Genomic DNA, 16,672 nt, shown 5'->3' with positions numbered 1-16,672 from the left:
GCGTACCGGTCAGGCCCGGCCCCGCTCGTCCCGGATCTGCTCGACGACCTGGGCGGCGGTCGCACGGATCGCCTCCAACTCGGTGAGGAAGGCCCAGTAGTCGGGGTGGCGGCCGGTGTCGAGACCGGCGACGGCGCGGTCGATCCGGGCGACGGCGTCGTCGAGGGGGCGGGCGTGCCGGGGGTCGGGGGTGCTGCGGCCCGCCATCGCGAGCCGCTGGGCGTCCCGTACGGCGAACCGGGCGCGCTCGATCTCGGCCTGCGGGTCCTTGGCGACGGCGTTGAGGCGGCGCAGCCGGTCACCGGCGGCGGAGACGCCCTCGTCGGCGGTGTTGAGCAGGGCGCGGGCGGTGGCGAGCAGCGCGGTGGCGTCGGGCCAGCGCTGCTCCGACCGCGCCTTTGCTGCTTCCGCGAGCCGTTCCTCGGCCTGGTGGGCGGCGCCGGCGGCCTGCTCGGGCACGTGCTGGAGGTCCTGCCAGCAGGCGGCCGAGAAGCGGCGGCGCAGCTCGGAGAGGACCGGCTCGACCCCGGCGGCCCGGGTGGTGAGCGCCTGGGCGCGGGTACGGAGCGACACGAGCCGCTTGTCGATCTCGGCGGCCCGCTCGGGGACGCGCTCGGCCTCGGCCCGTACGGCCTCGGCCTCACGGAGCACGGTGTCGGCGCGCTGCAGGGTCTCGGCGACGCCGTGCCGTCCGGCGCCCTCGTTGAGGCGGGTGAGCTCCGGGCCGAGGCGGGCGAGCCGCAGGGCCAGGTCGTCGGCCTGGAACCCGGCCTCCCGCGTGCCGTCGAGAGCGGTGCTCGCGTTCCGGAGCGCCTGTCGCGCCCGCTCGACGGCGGGGGCGAGCCGGGCCAGCTGCGTCTCGGCCCGGTCGAGCAGCGGCCCGAGCCCCTGCTCGAACCGGTCGAGCTCGCCCTTGACCCGCACCAGCTCGGCCTTCGCCCGCTCCAGCTCGCCCTTGGCGCGCCCGGCGGTGGCGGCGTCGAGCTCGACCCGGTCCAGGTCGTGGGTGTCGACGGCGGTGATGTACCCGTGGCTGACCTCGTCGATCCGCCGCCCCAGGGCCGCGAACCCCTCGACGGCACGGCGGGCGTCCGCCGAGTCGTCGACGGCGGTGATCGTCTCGATGGAGATCCGCAGACCGCGCTGCGCGGTGTCCAGCTCGTAGAAGGCGGCGGCCGCGGCGTCCTTGGCGGCCTGCGCCTCGGCCCGTCGGCTCTCGTCCCGCCCCCCGAACCACCGCCGCCCACCACCCCCGCTCCCGGCCAGGGCCTGCGGCAGCACCACGGCGACGAGCAGCGGAAACGCCAGCGCCAACCGCACCGAACCAGCGATCCCGGACCCCACCCTGCCCCTGCGCACGCTCGCCGCCACGTTCCCTCTCCCCGCGCTCACTCCGCCACCTGCCCGGACCCCCCATTCTCCCACCCCACCCACCCGGACACACGCCCCTCCCACCCCACCCCGACGCCCGTTCCCTATCGGTTTGCGGTCCCCACGGGTCGGCCATGTAGGCTGTTGCCTCATTGTCCGGGTGCGTAGCTCAGGGGTAGAGCGCTGCTCTTACAAAGCAGATGTCGGCGGTTCGAAACCGTCCGCGCCCACCGCGGTAGAAGTCTTGAGGCCCAGTTCAGATGGTGTTCCATCGAACTGGGTCTCAAGGCGTTCGCGGGTGGTCAGGGGGTGCGCTGCGGAGGGTTCACGGGCCGGGCCGGCTCCTGAAGTCCCCCTGAACGATCATGATCATTTCCTGAGGCCCGGTGGCGGCCTTGGCCGCGACCGGCACCGCGCATGCGGGACGAGGTCGGTAGCGGGGTGCGCCAGTCGAATCCTGGGCGAGTTGGTCGGGGCGGGCCGAGCCGAGGAGTACGCTGTGCGCGGCAGTAGCGCCTGCCCGCTCCGAGTCATGGTGGCCCACGTCCATCCTGGCGGCGAAGACAAGGTTCTCCGAATCGCGCAGCAGCGTTCCGCCAGGTCATTCGAGCATCCACGGCGGGGCGGGCGTGGGACGTCCCGCGAGACGGAGCCACACGATGACCGCGGACCGGCGCCGAAAGGCCGCGATTCACGCCCACCAGAAAGCCACCGGACTGCCGTACATGGTGGCGCGCCGACAAGTGAATGACTTGGACGCCGTGATGCAGCGGCATCCGCTGCTCAACGACTTCGGTATCGGCGTCTTCGAGCCGTTTCGCAAGACGGCCGAGCAGCGCCGGGCCGAACTGGACTCCGACCGGGAGAGCTTGCTCGCAGGCGTGGGGAAGGTGTGGGAGACCGTCGCCTGGCTGAGCCAGAACATCGCGCCGATCAAGACGCCTACCGTCAGCAGCTACGGCGTGAAGCATGTGATGGAGCGGGCAACCGGTACGTACGTCACCAACGGCGAGTTCATCGCCGCCGCTCTCCTCGCTGACTACACCTTCACGTACCACCAGCACAATGTGCTGTTCGGCATGAGCGGTCGGGACCTGAAGCGGGTGACCGAAGCGTCTCGGCGGTAGTCCCTCCGCGTGCCCGAAGCTCCGCGGCCAGCGGCCAGCGGCCCCGGCCGTGAGACCGGACTGGCCGGATCGTGGTCTTGTCGCGGGTCCGGGGAGCTGGCACACAAGGGGGACGGGCTGGTCAGGGGGAGGGCGGGGGATGGTCTCGGATTGGGCTTTGGGGCGGTTCGGGGGGCTGGCGGGGGCCGTTGTCGAAGGGGTGCCCGTGCGGTTGGCGCGGGCGCATGAGACGGCGCGGGCCACGCACCGGGCCGCCGCGCTCAAGAAGCGGAGTCCGTACGGGGTGACCCTCGCTGAGGCCGTCCGGGAGCAACTGGCCGAGCTGGCGCGGGAGCTGGGTGAGGTCGTACGGGATGTGCGCGGGTACGAGTACGCCGTGGTCAACGGCCAGGCGCTGTTCCCGTTCCGCTACGCGGACCGGCCGCGGCCGCTCGACCGGGCCCGGCTGCCCGCCAACGCCTCGCCGACCCGGCGGCGGCTGTTCCAGGCCCATGGACCGCAGGCGCCCGAAGGGCTGTTCGAGATCGACGAGGTGCTCGTGACCGACGAATTCCTGGGGCTGCGCGAGAGGTTCGAGGAGCTGGGCGTCGACTCCCGCCTGGTGTGCGTGTTCTTCACGGCCGACGCCACGGGCGGCATCCACGGGATCCACTGGGGCGACGCCCGGCTCGAAGCGGACCGCACCTTCACCTGGCCGTACAGCGAGCGGCTTCCCCTCGCCAGGGCCGCTTGACGGGCGGGTGGCCGCGCCGGTGTACTCCGGAGCATGGACGACAGGGGGGACGGTCCCGAAGTGCACGTGGGGGCCGGGGTGATGACGCCGCAGGGGTATCTGGACGAGCGGCTGGGGCAGTATCAGGAGTGGTACGACCGCAAGGCCACCAAGATGAAGGCCATGCATCTGCGGATGCGGACCGTGTCGGTGGTCGGGGGTGCGCTCGTGCCCGTGCTGGTGAATCTGGATCTGGGGTTCGCGCGGATCACCGCGACCGTGCTGAGTCTTGTCGTCGTCGCGTCGGTGTCGCTGGAGAGCGTCTACCGGTACCGCGAGCAGTGGAAGAACTACCGCTCCACCGAGCAGCTGCTCGGGCACGAGCGGGTCTACTTCGCCGCGCGGGTCGGGCCGTACCACGGGATGTCCGACCGGGACTCGTTCACCACGCTCGTCGCCCGCGTCGAGAAGGCCATCGCCAGCGAGAACTCCGCCACGCTCAACGTCATGACCCTCGGCGGCCAGGTCAACTCCGAGCTCCAGCAGTACGGGATCCCCGCCTCCCGGCAAGGGGACGCCACCGAAGGCGCCGATGCGCCGGGTGCCGGGGCGAAGGCGGACGCCACCACCCCGGCACCCTGAGCGTCAGCCCTGAGCATCAGGCCCCGAGCGTCAGCACATCACGGAGTCACGGCGGGTCGAGTTGTACGAGCAGTTGTCGACCCAGCCGCCGCCCGCGCGGCGCAGCGTCGCCGTGTCGCGGTCGTTGTTCCACACGTACGCGCCGCGGCCCTGGTAGACGTGGGCGGCGCTGTTCCTGCCCTTGCCGGTGTGCACCGTGACGGTCTTGCCCTTGCCGAGGGTGAAGTTGCCGAAGGTGTAGCGGTGGTTGGACGCGTCCGTCACCGTCCAGCCGCGCAGGTTGACCGCCCCACCCGTGGTGTTGCGTATCTGCACGTACTCGGCGTTCAGGCTCGCCGTCGAGCGGGTGTCCTTGCCCGGGCTGTCGTAGTAGATCTTGTACAGGTGCACGGAGCCGGCGGCCTGGGCGGGCGAGGGCAGCAGGAGCAGGGCTGCCGCGGCGGCCGCGGCGGCTGCCGCGACGGTGCGCGTACGGAGCATGAAGGTCCCTTGATGGTCTGGTCGTCGGCCGGGCGACCGGCGCCTCGACGGCGCGGCCCGGCGGGCACACAGACTACGCACATCCTTCACAAGGGCATTACATCGCCTGCGGATTTGGCCGGATCGTGTGGTTCGCCTCGCCGGTCGCCCGCGCCGTACCGGCCCCGCGCCCCGCCCCGTACCGCCTCAGGCGTCGAAGTCGTACTCCAGGACGTACGACGCCGAGTCCAGCGTCATCTCGTTCAGCTCGACCGGGATCCCCGCCTTCGTGAGCGCCGTCCGGCCGATCAGGATCACCGGGGTCCCGAACTCGAGCGCGAGACGCGTGCTCTCCTCCGCCGTCGGCATCCGGCAGCGGATCTCCTCGCGGAACCGCGACGGGCGGTGGCCCAGCTCGGTCAGCCGGGCGTACGTGCCGCCCGGGCCGGTGTCCGGTGCCGCGATCGGGGTCCCCTCGGCCAGGCCCGCCGGAAGGTACGACACGGACAGCAGCACCGGCTTCTCGTCGAGCACGAAGCGACGGCTGCGCACGCACACCGGCGCGTCCGGTGAGTCGAGGCCGAGCACCCGGGCCACCCGGGCGCCCGCCGGTGCCGCCGGGGTCACCTCGATCTGGTCCACCACGAGGGCCCGGTCCTCGACGTCCGCCGCCCACACCGAACGACCGCTGCCCCACTGGTCCCGGGCCAGCCGGGGAATGCCCCGGCGGCGCAGCGGACGGAACGCCCGCACGAACACCCCGGCCCCCTTGCGCGCCTCCGCGAGCCCCTCGTTGCGCAGCACCGACAACGCCTGACGGGCCGTCATCCGGGCCACGTCGTACGTGGACATGAGGTCGTTCTCGCCGGGGAGCCGGTCGCCCGGCGCGAAGGTGCCCGACTGGATCGCGGTTCTCAACTCATCGGCGATGCGCTGGTACTTGGGCCGACGACCGCTTTCCGGGTCAGTCATGGGTGGACCACTCCCTTCCGTCTGCGGGACACCCTACGGCGCGCCCCGGCGGCCCGGTGCCCGCGCCCGGGCCGCCCCGCGCCGTCGATCCATCCTTCGGGGGACATCTCTAGAGATGCGTTGACAGAGAGGTGTCACGCCGCTTCGCTGGGTGTATCCATCTGATCTCCGTGACCGCTGATCCGTGGTCCACCGACCTCCGGAAGGGAGGGAAGCGTGCAGCCCGTGCCCGAGGCAGGCGACCTCGTCCGTGACACCGCCACCGGACGGGTCGGCTTCTACGTCGACACCGTCGCCGGCCGCTTCCACATCCGCCCCGTCGACGGCGGCACCACCTGGGACGCCGACCCCGCCGACATCCAGCTCGCCACCCCCATGCGCGAGCTGCGCGCCCGCGCCGCCGAGATCAACGCGCGGAGCCGACGCGGCCTCGGGGGATAAGGAGCAGGGGGGGAGGGGCCGGGGAGTAGGGGCCCGGCCGTCGCCGGACGCCGCCCGCTTGTCAGTGGGGCGCGTCACACTGAAAGCATGTGCCGAAGCATCAAGACCCTCCGCCCGCCCGTCCTGCCCCACGAGGCCACCGAGGACGACATCCACGCCGCAGCGCTGCAGTTCGTCCGCAAGGTCTCCGGTTTCCGCGCGCCCGCCGCCCACAACCTCCAGGTCTTCGAGCGGGCCGTCGAGGAGGTGGCCGAGGCCACCGCCCGGCTCCTCGCCGATCTGGAGGTCCGCGGCGCGCACCCGGTCAGGCAGCGGGAGCGGGCTCAGGAGCCGCAGCCGGACGCCGTATGACATAGGCCGCGAGCGTTCCGGCCAGGAACAGCGCGAGCACCGGGACCGCCGCGCCGAGCCAGGTCGCGCCCAGCCAGCGGCCGCCGAGCCAGCCGATCCCGACGCTGTACGTCGCCCAGGCCGTCGCCGCCAGCGCCGACCACGGCAGGAAGTCGCGCCGCCGCCGTCCGGTCGCGCCCGCGCCCAGCGACACCACCGACCGCCCGGCCGGAGCGAACCGGGCGAGCACGATCAGCGGTCCGCCGCCCCGGGCCAGGGTCTCGCCGAGACGTTCCTGCGCGGCGGTGAGACGGCGTGAGCGTGCGGTCGTACGGGCGAGCCGCGGCCCGCCGCGCCGGGCCAGCTGGTACGCGGCGAGGTCGCCCAGGAACGAGGCGGTGGCCGCGCAGAGGAGCAGCGGGAGCAACGAGGGCGCGTACGGCGCCGCCGCGGCCGCGCCCCCGCCCGCCACGGTGACCGCGGTCGTCGCCGACGCGGCGGTGGCCGCCGTGACGACCAGGATGCCGCTCGGCAGCACCGGCAGCAGGACGTCGAGCAGGATGGAGGCCGTCACCACCGCGTAGATCCACGGGCCCGCGGTCAGCTCCTGCAGCGACCACCCCATGCCGTCGAGCACGTTCACGGGGCCTGAGCCTACGCGGCGGCGGCGGAGGGCCGGACGGGCGGGGCGCCGCTCGCCCCGCTCGTCCGGCCCTCCGCCGCCCTTCCGTCAGGGGGCGCCGGTGGCCGGTCAGGCGCCGACCCGCGCCCGCCCCTCGTCCTCGTCCCGCTCCGCCTTGGCACCCGCCGCCTGCGTGCCCGCCGGGTTCCGCGCCGCGGACCACAGTCCGTCCAGGGCCAGCGCGCCCGGGCCGCTGAAGGTCAGGAGCAGGAAGACCCAGGCGAACATCGCCGCCGCCTCGCCGCCGTTCTCCAGCGGGAAGAGCGACTGGGGCTGGTGGACGTTGAAGTAGGCGTAGGCCATCGAGCCGGAGGCTATGAAGGCGGCCGGGCGGGTGGCGAGGCCGAGGATCAGCAGGGTGCCCGCGACGAGCTGGATCGCCGCCGCGTACCAGCTCGGCCAGGCACCGGTCTCGTACGTGCCGCCCGAGCCGTCGGTGCCGCCGAGCCAGCCGAAGACGGAGGCGGCACCGTGGCAGAGGAAGAGCAGGCCGACGACGATCCGGAACAGGCCGAGGACGTACGGCTGAAGCTGGTTGAGGCGGTCCGTGAGCGCATTCATGGGGGGCGGACTCCTTCGGTCGTGCCGCGCCGGGGGACGCGGCCGTGGGGGACGGGAACCGACGAAGGCCCTAGGTTAGGCACCCCTCACTATTACTTGCAAGTTCAACAATTATATCCGGCCGAAGGTGGCCGGGAACGACCGCACGCCGTTCGCCAAGGGGTCACGGCCGTCCGTCACCCGGCCACCGCCGTCCGTCATCCGAACTCCGGGCGGCTCGGTCAGCAGCCGTTGAGGATCGACTGGAGCGTGCTCTTCTCGGCCGAGTCGACGCTGAGCGCGTAGTAGTACTTCACCTGCACCCACATCCGCGCGTACGTGCAGCGGTACGCCGTGCGCGACGGCAGCCACTTCGCCGGGTCCTTGTCGCCCTTGGCCTGGTTGACGTTGTCCGTGACCGCGATCAGCTGCGGCCGGGTCAGGTCGTTCGCGAACGACTGGCGGCGGCTGGTGGTCCAGGTGTTGGCGCCCGAGCGCCATGCCTCGGCGAGCGGGACCACGTGGTCGATGTCCAGGTCCGACGCGGCCGTCCAGGTCGCGCCGTCGTACTCCGAGTACCAGCTGCCGCCGGTCGCCGCGCAGTTGGCGTCCGTCGTGACGTTCACGCCGTCCCGCTTCAGGACGACCTCCCGGGTGTTGCAGGCGCCGGACTGGGTGATCCAGTGCGGGAAGAGGTCCCGGCTGTAGCCGGTGGAGGAACCTTCCGCCTGCACCGTCAGGGCGGCCAGGTAGGTACGGGCGGTCGCCGCGCTCACCGGGGTGGGCGGGGCGGCCTGGGCGGCGGGCGAGGAGGCGAGCAGGCCGGTGACGGCGAGGGTGGCGGACGCGGCGAGCGCCGCGCATCGACGCGCGTAGACAGCGACGACGGACATGCGAACTCCCTTGAGGTGGGGGGACCTTGGTCGGTCATCCTGGTGGCGGCAGGTTTCGGTGGGGGGTGTGCCGGGTGACAGGATGGTGCCATGGGCATGTCATGCCAAGGGGTGGGGGGTGTGAGGGATGTGAGGGGTGTGCGGGGTGATCCGGTGCCCGCTCCGGCCGTGCGCGGGCAGCGAAAAGCGGGGCGGACGTCTCGTCCGCCCCGCCAGGGGGAGTTGAGGGACCCGAAGGTCCGCCCGGAGGCTCAGTCGAAGGTCAGCGTCAGCGTGCCGTCCGCCGCCCGCTCGATCCGGATCCCCGTCAGGTCCATGACGTGCACGTCCGGCGCGAACGCCGCCGCGCGCGGGCCCACGCCGACCACCCGCATGCCGGCCGCGCGGCCCGCCTGGATGCCCGCCTCGGAGTCCTCGAAGACCACGCAGTCGGCCGGTTCGAAGCCCAGCGCCGCCGCGCCCTTCAGGAAGCCCTCCGGGTCCGGCTTGCTCGCGCCCACCGACTCCGCCGTGATCCGGGTCGCGGGCATCGGCAGCTCCGCCGCGCCCATCCGGGCCGTCGACAGCGGCACGTCGGCCGAGGTCACCAGCGCGTGCGGCAGCGACGCGAGCGCCGCCATGAACGCGGGCGCGCCCGGCACCGGCACCACGCCGTCCAGGTCCGCGGTCTCCTCGGCCAGCATCACCCGGTTGTCCGCGAGGTTCTCCGCCATCGGGCGCTCCGGCAACAGCACCGCCATCGTGGCGTAGCCCTGGCGGCCGTGCACCACCTTCAGGACCTCGTCGCCGGGCAGGCCCTGCCGCTCCGCCCAGCGCCGCCAGCAGCGCTCCACGACGGCGTCCGAGTTGACCAGGGTGCCGTCCATGTCGAGCAGGAGGGCGCGGGTGGTGAGCGTCGCCGGGGTGGTGGCGGTCATCGGGGCTCTCCAGAGGGGTCGGAGATGGGGTGCGGGCTGTGCGCGGGGGTACGAAGCGGTCCCGCCCGCCAGGTCAGGGAGTGCGGGCGGGGCCACTTTGTCCTGCCACGATACCGCTTTGTTCCGTTGCGATACAAAGCGGGGTGTCGTGCCGCCGGTACGGCACCGCCCGGGGCGGGGTCCGTCAGCCCCAGCCCCAGTCGTCACCGCCGTCGTCGGCGCCACTCGTGTCCAGCCCCTTCGTCGCGACTTCGAGGGCACGCCGGGTGGCGGGCCCGTAGACGCCCTCCGGGTCCTCGTCGATGTCCATGTAGGACTGGAAGGTCGTGACCCCACGCTCGACCTTCCGGCCGTACGACCCGTCGATCGGGCCGGAGTAGAGGCCCAGATGCCGCAGGCGCCGCTCCAGCACCCGCACCTCCTCGCCGGTCGCTCCCGGGCTCAGGGTCGGGGGGACCGGCGGCCGGACCGCCGGGCTGGACGCGGTCGGGCCGGGCCCGCTGGGCGTGGCCCCGGTCGGCCGGGGCGGGGCCGCCGAGCCGGACGCGGTCGCCGCGCCGCGCGTCGCCGAGGGGGAGGCGGACCCGGCGCCGGACCCGGACGCGGAGGGGCTCTTCGAGGGGCGCGCGGAACCGCTCGGGGTCGTGGAGGGGGAGTCCTGGTCCGCGGTCGGGGTGGTGCTCGGGGCCTCCGAGACGGCCACGTTCTCGGACGCGCTGGTGGTCACCTCCGGCACCCCGGCCCGGTCCTCGGTGTCGCCGCCGTCGCCGCTGCCGACGAAGGCGACCGCCAGGGCCGCCGTGCCCACCACGGCCGCCGCGACCAGGCCCGCGAGCGCCGCCGTACGGCCCCGCCTGCCGTCCCGCTTCCCGCGCCCCTCAGGGGCGTACGCCAGCGTGTGAGCGGGGCCGCCGTCCTCGTACCCGCCACCGTCCTCGTACCCGCCGCCCGGCCCGTACGCGGCACCCTGCCCGTACGGCGCACCCTGCCCGTGCGCCGGACCCTCCTCGTACCCGCTCCCGTCCAGCGGCAGCAGCAACCGCATGGTCTCCGGCCCCCCGGCCGGCCTCCCGACCGGCTCCTGTGTCGCGCGGGTCGCGGGCACCTCGGGCGGCAGCGGGCCCGCCGGAGGGCCGACCGGGGCCGGGGGCGGCGGGGGCAGTGGGGCGGGGTCCTCCGGGGTGCCGTTCAGCGTCACGTACGGCCTGATGCGCAGCGGGTCGAACGCCTCGGCGGCGGCCAGTTCGGCCGCCTGTGCCTGCGCGCGGTCGCAGGCGCAGCCAGGTCTGTGTACACCGCATTCAGGACAGACGTGTCCGGACATCGTTGGGTCCCCTCCCCGGTTCAACTGCGAGCGATTATGCAGTCAGGTCCCCGCGCCAGGGTGAACACCTGTACCCCTCAACCGTCCCCCGACGGGCCATACCGGGACGAACACCTCAGGATGGAGGCGTATCGAGGCCGCCGACAGCGCCGCTGACAGCGCCGTTCGACCGCGAGGAGACACGCCCATGGCCCAGGAAGTACGCGCGCCGCAGGACAGCGGTGGCCCCGTACCGGGGGAGGGGCAGAGCCGTCGCACGGTCATGGTCGCGATCGGCGCGCTGCTGCTCGGCATGCTGCTCGCCGCACTCGACCAGACCATCGTCTCCACCGCCCTGCCGACCATCGTCAGCGAGCTCGGCGGCCTGGAGCACCTGTCCTGGGTGGTCACCGCCTACCTCCTGGCGTCCACGGCCGCCACCCCGCTGTGGGGCAAGCTCGGCGACCAGTACGGGCGCAAGAAGCTCTTCCAGAGCGCCATCGTCATCTTCCTCATCGGCTCCGCGCTCTGCGGCATCGCCCAGAACATGCCCCAGCTCATCGCCTTCCGCGCGCTCCAGGGCCTGGGCGGCGGCGGGCTCATGGTCCTGTCGATGGCGATCGTCGGCGACCTGGTCTCGCCCCGCGAACGCGGCCGCTACCAGGGCCTGTTCGGCGCGGTCTTCGGCGCCACCAGCGTCCTCGGGCCGCTGCTCGGCGGCCTGTTCACCGAACACCTCTCCTGGCGCTGGGTGTTCTACATCAACCTGCCGATCGGCGTGGTCGCGCTCTTCGTCATCGCCGCCGTCCTGCACATCCCGACCGGCGGCACCCGGCACACCATCGACTACCTCGGCACCTTCCTGATCGCCTCGGTCGCCACCTGCCTGGTCCTGGTCGCCTCCCTCGGCGGCACCACCTGGGAATGGGCGTCCCCGCAGATCATCGGCCTGGCCGTGCTCGGCGCGGTGCTGCTCGTCTGGTTCGTCCGGGTGGAGCGACGGGCGGCCGAACCGGTGCTGCCGCTCAAGCTGTTCCGGATCCGCACCTTCGCGCTCGTCTCCGTCATCAGCTTCGTCGTCGGCTTCGCCATGTTCGGCGCGATGACCTATCTGCCGACCTTCCTCCAGGTCGTGCAGGGCGTCACCCCCACCATGTCCGGCGTGCACATGCTGCCGATGGTCGCGGGCATGCTGATCACCTCCACCGGATCCGGGCAGATCGTCTCCCGCACCGGCCGCTGGAAGGTGTTCCCGATCGCGGGCACCGCCGTCACCTTCATCGGTCTGCTGCTCCTGCACCGGCTCACCGAGACCAGCTCCACCTGGGAGATGAGCGTCTACTTCTTCGTGTTCGGCGCCGGACTCGGCCTGGTCATGCAGGTCCTGGTGCTGGTCGTGCAGAACTCGGTCTCCTACCAGGACCTCGGCGTGGCCACCTCGGGAGCCACCTTCTTCCGCTCCATCGGCGCCTCCTTCGGCGTCGCCGTCTTCGGCACCGTCTTCACCAACCGGCTCAACGCCAAGCTCCAGGACGCCCTCGCCGGACAGCAGCTCCCGCCCGGCGCCGACCTCTCACAGATCTCCGCCGATCCGCGCGTCATCGCCCAACTCCCGCCGCAGCTGCGCCCGTCGGTGCTGCACGCGTACGCCACCTCGATCACCGACGTGTTCCTGTACGCGGCCCCGGTCGTCCTCGTCGCCTTCGTCATCTCGTGGTTCCTGAAGGAGGACCGGCTGCGCGGCTCGGTCACCGCGCCCGACTCCAGTCAGACGCTCGCCGCCAATCCGGTCGAGCGGTCCTCGTACGACGAGTGCGCGCGGGCCCTCTCGGTGCTCGGCACCCGCGAGGGCCGCAAGGAGATCTACGAGAAGATCACCGCGCGCGCCGGGCTCGACCTGCTGCCCGCGTCGAGCTGGCTGCTGCTGCGGGTGCGCCGCCACGGCGCCGTCGAACCCGGCCGGCTCGCCGACACCACCCCGGTGCCGCTGCGGGCCATCACCGAGGCGGCGCGCGAGCTGGAGGAGCGGCGGCTCGTCGGCCGCGAGGGCCTGCAACTGGTGCTCACCGAGACCGGCGCGGAGACGGCGGTGCTGCTCGCGAAGGCCCGCGAGGACTCGCTCGCCGATCTCCTCGGCGACTGGTGGGGGCCCGACCGGCCCACCGATCTGGTCCGGCTGGTCGAGCAGCTGACCGCCGAGCTGGGCGGCTCGGACGGCGAACGGCCCCGGTCGCCCGAACCGCCGGGCGACCACCACGCCTGAGCCCACGCCTGAGCCCCCCGGTTCCGCCGGTCGTTCAGAGCTCCTTGCCGTACCAGATCTCCATGTACGGCCCGGTGCAGTACGCCGGGATCTCGTCGTATCCGTTACGGGTGTACACCGCCCGCGCCTCCACCAGGTCGAGCCGGGTGTTGAGGACCGTACGACGGGCGCCGAGCGTCCGGGCCGCGTCCTCCAGGGCGCCGACCAGCAGATCGGCGCCGCCCTTGCCGCGGAACTCCGGGCGGATGAACACCCGGGTCAGCTCGGCCCGTTCGGCGTCGAGGAGGGTGAAGCCGCCGCAGGCCGCGGGCGTGCCGTCGTGACGTCCGACCAGGAACTGACCGGTCGGCGGGGCCAGCAGCTCGATGCCCTCCGCGATCATCTCCTCGTCGTACTCGTCCTCGGGGACGAGCCTGCCGTAGTAGCTGCTCGCGACATCGCCGAAGTAGGCGCGGCGCAGTGCGGTGGCGTCGGCGGTGCCGACCGGTTCGAGGGAGAAGTTCCAGGTCATGCGCGCCATTGTCGGCGCGCACGACCCGGCGCGCCGCCGATTTTTCACCGGCGGCCCGACCGTACCGGAGCCGTACCGGCCCCTTCGACGGGTCAGCTCACGACGCGGGCGATCAGCAGACCGTCGTAGCCGCGCGAGCCCACCGTCTGGAAGGCGGTGGCGTCGAGCCGGGGCTCGTTCGCGATCAGGTCGAACATGGCGCGGGTGCCGGTGATCGCCGCGTCGTCCGGGTCCGGGGTGGCGACCCGGCCCTCGCGGCCCACGTTGTCGACGACGATCAGGGTGCCCGGGCGTGACAGCTTCAGGCCCCAGCTCACGTAGTGCGGGTTGTTGACCTTGTCCGCGTCGATGAAGACGAAGTCGAACGGGCCGACGCCCTCCTGCTCCAGGAGCGGCAGGGTGTCGAGCGCGGCGCCGACCCTGACGTCGACGTTCTTGTCCAGACCGGCCCTGGCGATGTTGGCCCGGGCCACGTCGGCGTGCTCGGCGGAGTATTCGAGGGTGGTCATCCGGCCGTCGGCGGGCAGCGCGCGGGCCAGCCAGATGGTGCTGTAGCCGCCGAGGGTGCCGATCTCCAGGATCGAGCGGGCACCGGCCGCCGCCGCGAGCAGGTGCAGCAGCTTGCCCTGGTTCGCGGCGACGGCGATGTCCGGAAGGCCGGCGGCGGCCGAGTCGGCGACGGCGGCGCTCAGCGCCTCGTCCTCCGGGGCCAGCAGGTCCGTGAAGTAGGTGTCGACGGCGGTCCATTGAGCCTGGTCATTGGTCATACCGGCGAACGTACACCGGGCCGCCCGGGCAGCGCCCGTACGACTCCGGCCAGTTCGCCGGTACGGCACACGGCCTAGCCCACCCGCACCTGGAGTTCCTTGATGCCGTTCAGCCAGGCCGCCCGCAGCCGGCGCGGGTCGCCGGCCAGTGAGAGGTCGGGCAGTTCGTCGGCGAGCGCCTCGAAGATCAGCTCGATCTCCTTGATGGCGAGGGACTTGCCGAGGCAGAAGTGCGGTCCGCCGCCGCCGAATCCGAGGTGCGGGTTCGGGTCGCGGCTGATGTCGAAGCGCTCCGGGTCCTCGAAGACCTCGGGGTCGTTGTTGGCGGAGGAGTAGAACAGGCCGACCCGGTCGCCGCGCTTGATCTTCTGGCCGCCGATCTCGGTGTCCTGGGTGGCGGTGCGCTGGAAGGAGACCACGGGGGTGGCCCAGCGGACGATCTCCTCGGCGGCGGTCGCCGGGCGGTCCCGCTTGTAGAGCTCCCACTGGTCGGGGTGGGTGAGGAAGGCGTGCATGCCGTGGCTGATCGCGTTGCGGGTCGTCTCGTTGCCCGCGACGGCGAGCAGCAGCACGAAGAAGCCGAACTCGTCGGAGGACAGGTTGCCCTGGCCCTCCGCCGCGACCAGCTGCGACACGATGTCCTTGGCCGGGCACTCCTTGCGGCTGGCGGCGAGGTTCATCGAGTAGCCGATGAGTTCCATCGCGGCCTCGGCGCCGATCTCCTCGGTGATGGCGTACTCGGGGTCGTCGTACGCGACCATCTTGTTCGACCAGTCGAAGATCCGGGCCCGGTCCTCCTGGGGTACGCCGATGAGTTCGGCGATGGCCTGGAGCGGGAGTTCGACGGCGACCCTGGTCACGAAGTCGAAGGCGCCGTCGGGGCCCGCGGCGGCCCTGGCCTCGGTCACGATGGAGCGGGCCCGGTCGCGCAGCGCGGTCTCCAGGCTGCGGATGGCGCGCGGGGTGAAGCCGCGCTGGACGATCTGGCGGACCCGGCTGTGCTCGGGCGGGTCCATGTTGAGCATGATCAGCTTCTGGACCTCGATCTGGTCGCGGCTGATGTGCTCGTTGAAGCGGATGACGGCGGTGTTCTCGTTGGAGGAGAACAACTCCGGGTGCGTGGACACGTACTTGACGTCGGCGTGCCGCGTCACGGCCCAGTAGCCCTCGTCGGCGAAGCCGGTGACACCGGGAGGCTGGGCGCACCACCAGACGGGAGCGGTCTGCCTCAGCTGCGCGAACTCGGGGTGCGGTACGCGGCTCTGGAGCAGATCGGGGTCGGTGGCGTCGAACCCTTCGGAGAGATGGGGGCAGGGCATCGGCAACACACTCCATAATCTGATGGCCCATCAGAAGTTGCCGGGAAAGGTAGTAACGAGTTCTACAAGTGGCAAGAGAAGGGGTGGGAACTGTTGCTTCCCGGACCCTTGCGTACCGGCGGTAGCAGTCATAAGACTGCACTCAGAACTAGAACGCGTACTAGTTCTACGTGACGCCGACCGGCGCGGGTGCCGGGACACCCCCGCACGGGCGAGGAGAGGACGAGCTCATGGCCGCGGAACCCGTCATCGTCGAAGCCGTACGCACCCCCATCGGCAAGCGCGGAGGCGCGCTCGCCAATCTCCATCCCGCCTACCTCCTCGGCGAGACCTATCGCGAGCTGCTCGGCCGCACCGGCATCCACGCCGACTGCGTCGAGCAGATCGTCGGAGGCACCGTCACCCACGCCGGCGAGCAGTCCATGAACCCGGCGCGCACCGCCTGGCTCACCATGGGGCTGCCCTACGAGACCGCCGCCACCACCGTCGACTGCCAGTGCGGCTCCTCCCAGCAGGCCAGCCACATGGTGGCCAACATGGTCGCCGCCGGGGTCATCGACATCGGCATCAGCTGCGGCGTCGAGGCGATGTCCCGGGTCCCGCTGGGCTCCGGCTCCAAGCACGGCCCCGGCAAGCCCTGGCCCGACGAGTGGAACGTCGACCTGCCCAACCAGTTCGAGGCCGCCGAGCGCATCGCCCGCCGCCGCGGTCTCACCCGCGAGCGCGTTGACTCGCTCGGCCTGCTCTCCCAGGAGCGCGCCGCCGTCGCCTGGGCCGAGGAGCGCTTCAAGCGCGAGACCTTCGCCGTCCAGGTCCCCACCACCGAGGCCGAGCAGGCCGCGGGCCACGGCATGTGGCGGCTGGTCGACCGGGACGAGGGCCTGCGCGACACCAGCATGGAGGCGCTCGCCGGGCTCAAGCCGGTCATGCCCACCGCCATCCACACGGCGGGCAACTCCTCGCAGATCTCCGACGGCGCCTGCGCCGTGCTGTGGGCCTCCAAGCGGATGGCCCGCGCCCTCAAGCTGCGCCCGCGCGCCCGGATCGTCGCCCAGGCCCTGGTCGGCGCCGACCCGCACTACCACCTGGACGGGCCGGTGGACGCGACCAGGGCGGTGCTCGGCAAGGCCGGGATGTCGCTCAAGGACATCGACCTGATCGAGATCAACGAGGCGTTCGCCTCCGTCGTCCTGTCCTGGGCGCAGGTCTTCGACCAGGACCTGGAGAAGGTCAACGTCAACGGCGGCGCCATCGCCCTCGGCCACCCGGTCGGCGCCACCGGTGCCCGGCTGATCACCACGGCGCTGCACGAGCTGGAGCGGACCGACAAGGAATTCGCGCTGATCACGATGTGCGCGGGTGGCGCGCTGGCGACCGGCACGATCATCCAGCGCCTCTGATCCCGCCCGCCCGCTTCGCGGAT

Annotated in this window: 18 protein-coding genes and 1 tRNA gene; 8 read left to right on the top strand and 11 right to left on the bottom strand. The window is 72.3% G+C overall.

The genetic code is table 11. From position 1 onward, the window contains the following. Positions 1 to 9: 9 nt before the first annotated feature. On the bottom strand, positions 10 to 1,359 hold the full coding sequence (locus tag ACIPXM_RS12070; protein ID WP_401654677.1) for a hypothetical protein: 1,350 nt from the start codon (positions 1,357 to 1,359) through the stop codon (positions 10 to 12). Positions 1,360 to 1,529: 170 nt separating this feature from the next. On the opposite strand from ACIPXM_RS12070, the gene ACIPXM_RS12065 reads away from it, so the two are divergent. The 4 genes from ACIPXM_RS12065 to ACIPXM_RS12050 all read left to right on the top strand — a co-directional run bounded on the left by ACIPXM_RS12065 (position 1,530) and on the right by ACIPXM_RS12050 (position 3,852). Then, positions 1,530 to 1,601 (top strand) — tRNA-Val (locus tag ACIPXM_RS12065). A gap of 429 nt (positions 1,602 to 2,030) precedes the next feature. Continuing rightward, positions 2,031 to 2,498, top strand: a complete 468-nt coding sequence (locus ACIPXM_RS12060; RefSeq protein ID WP_401654675.1) for a hypothetical protein — start codon at positions 2,031 to 2,033, stop codon at positions 2,496 to 2,498. A gap of 205 nt (positions 2,499 to 2,703) precedes the next feature. After that, positions 2,704 to 3,231, top strand: coding sequence for a hypothetical protein (locus ACIPXM_RS12055; protein WP_401654674.1), 528 nt, complete (start codon positions 2,704 to 2,706; stop codon positions 3,229 to 3,231). Positions 3,232 to 3,264: 33 nt separating this feature from the next. Continuing rightward, positions 3,265 to 3,852 (top strand): DUF4231 domain-containing protein, encoded by a 588-nt coding sequence (locus ACIPXM_RS12050; protein WP_401654673.1) that lies wholly within the window; start codon positions 3,265 to 3,267, stop codon positions 3,850 to 3,852. Between the two features lie 30 nt (positions 3,853 to 3,882). Here ACIPXM_RS12050 and ACIPXM_RS12045 read toward each other — a convergent pair whose 3' ends face one another. After that, a complete protein-coding gene (locus tag ACIPXM_RS12045; RefSeq protein WP_401654672.1) occupies positions 3,883 to 4,332 on the bottom strand; it encodes a lamin tail domain-containing protein in 450 nt (149 codons plus the stop codon). A 186-nt stretch (positions 4,333 to 4,518) separates the two neighbouring features. Then, positions 4,519 to 5,283, bottom strand: coding sequence for a GntR family transcriptional regulator (locus ACIPXM_RS12040; RefSeq protein ID WP_401654671.1), 765 nt, complete (start codon positions 5,281 to 5,283; stop codon positions 4,519 to 4,521). 216 nt (positions 5,284 to 5,499) lie between these two features. Between ACIPXM_RS12040 and ACIPXM_RS12035 the strand changes: the two genes are divergently transcribed. Beyond that, on the top strand, positions 5,500 to 5,724 hold the full coding sequence (locus ACIPXM_RS12035) for a hypothetical protein (protein WP_401654670.1): 225 nt from the start codon (positions 5,500 to 5,502) through the stop codon (positions 5,722 to 5,724). A gap of 87 nt (positions 5,725 to 5,811) precedes the next feature. Continuing rightward, positions 5,812 to 6,075: a DUF2277 domain-containing protein gene (locus ACIPXM_RS12030; protein WP_401654669.1), complete on the top strand. Its 264-nt coding sequence runs from the start codon at positions 5,812 to 5,814 to the stop codon at positions 6,073 to 6,075. Here ACIPXM_RS12030 and ACIPXM_RS12025 read toward each other — a convergent pair. The 5 genes from ACIPXM_RS12025 to ACIPXM_RS12005 all read right to left on the bottom strand — a co-directional run bounded on the left by ACIPXM_RS12025 (position 6,029) and on the right by ACIPXM_RS12005 (position 10,410). Then, positions 6,029 to 6,679, bottom strand: coding sequence for a DedA family protein (locus tag ACIPXM_RS12025; protein ID WP_401654813.1), 651 nt, complete (start codon positions 6,677 to 6,679; stop codon positions 6,029 to 6,031). The genes ACIPXM_RS12030 and ACIPXM_RS12025 overlap by 47 nt on opposite strands. A 126-nt stretch (positions 6,680 to 6,805) precedes the next feature. Beyond that, positions 6,806 to 7,297 carry a DoxX family protein gene (locus tag ACIPXM_RS12020; RefSeq protein ID WP_401654668.1) on the bottom strand — a complete coding sequence of 164 codons (492 nt, stop codon included), beginning with the start codon at positions 7,295 to 7,297 and terminating at the stop codon, positions 6,806 to 6,808. Between the two features lie 221 nt (positions 7,298 to 7,518). Beyond that, positions 7,519 to 8,169, bottom strand: coding sequence for an HNH endonuclease family protein (locus ACIPXM_RS12015; RefSeq protein ID WP_401654667.1), 651 nt, complete (start codon positions 8,167 to 8,169; stop codon positions 7,519 to 7,521). Positions 8,170 to 8,420: 251 nt separating this feature from the next. Continuing rightward, on the bottom strand, positions 8,421 to 9,086 hold the full coding sequence (locus ACIPXM_RS12010; protein ID WP_401654666.1) for an HAD-IA family hydrolase: 666 nt from the start codon (positions 9,084 to 9,086) through the stop codon (positions 8,421 to 8,423). 184 nt (positions 9,087 to 9,270) lie between these two features. Beyond that, complete coding sequence (locus tag ACIPXM_RS12005) at positions 9,271 to 10,410, bottom strand: peptidoglycan-binding protein (RefSeq protein WP_401654665.1); 1,140 nt, start codon at positions 10,408 to 10,410, stop codon at positions 9,271 to 9,273. A 187-nt stretch (positions 10,411 to 10,597) separates the two neighbouring features. On the opposite strand from ACIPXM_RS12005, the gene ACIPXM_RS12000 reads away from it, so the two are divergent. Continuing rightward, positions 10,598 to 12,652, top strand: coding sequence for a DHA2 family efflux MFS transporter permease subunit (locus ACIPXM_RS12000; RefSeq protein ID WP_401654663.1), 2,055 nt, complete (start codon positions 10,598 to 10,600; stop codon positions 12,650 to 12,652). Between the two features lie 34 nt (positions 12,653 to 12,686). Here the strand turns inward: ACIPXM_RS12000 and ACIPXM_RS11995 are convergent, their stop codons facing one another. From ACIPXM_RS11995 to ACIPXM_RS11985, 3 genes are all read right to left on the bottom strand, one after another. Continuing rightward, positions 12,687 to 13,172, bottom strand: coding sequence for a GNAT family N-acetyltransferase (locus ACIPXM_RS11995; RefSeq protein WP_401654662.1), 486 nt, complete (start codon positions 13,170 to 13,172; stop codon positions 12,687 to 12,689). Between the two features lie 83 nt (positions 13,173 to 13,255). After that, positions 13,256 to 13,930 (bottom strand): O-methyltransferase, encoded by a 675-nt coding sequence (locus ACIPXM_RS11990; RefSeq protein WP_401654661.1) that lies wholly within the window; start codon positions 13,928 to 13,930, stop codon positions 13,256 to 13,258. A 74-nt stretch (positions 13,931 to 14,004) separates the two neighbouring features. Continuing rightward, complete coding sequence (locus ACIPXM_RS11985) at positions 14,005 to 15,249, bottom strand: cytochrome P450 (RefSeq protein ID WP_401654660.1); 1,245 nt, start codon at positions 15,247 to 15,249, stop codon at positions 14,005 to 14,007. Positions 15,250 to 15,479: 230 nt separating this feature from the next. On the opposite strand from ACIPXM_RS11985, the gene ACIPXM_RS11980 reads away from it, so the two are divergent. Beyond that, complete coding sequence (locus tag ACIPXM_RS11980; RefSeq protein ID WP_401654659.1) at positions 15,480 to 16,649, top strand: steroid 3-ketoacyl-CoA thiolase; 1,170 nt, start codon at positions 15,480 to 15,482, stop codon at positions 16,647 to 16,649. The last annotated feature ends 23 nt before the right edge of the window (positions 16,650 to 16,672 follow it).

It is taken from the genome of Streptomyces sp. NPDC090025 (genome assembly GCF_044748125.1).
Lineage (GTDB): Bacteria > Actinomycetota > Actinomycetes > Streptomycetales > Streptomycetaceae > Streptomyces.
Note: the sequence above shows the minus strand (reverse complement) of the source record. Positions and strands in the feature narration are given on the sequence as shown.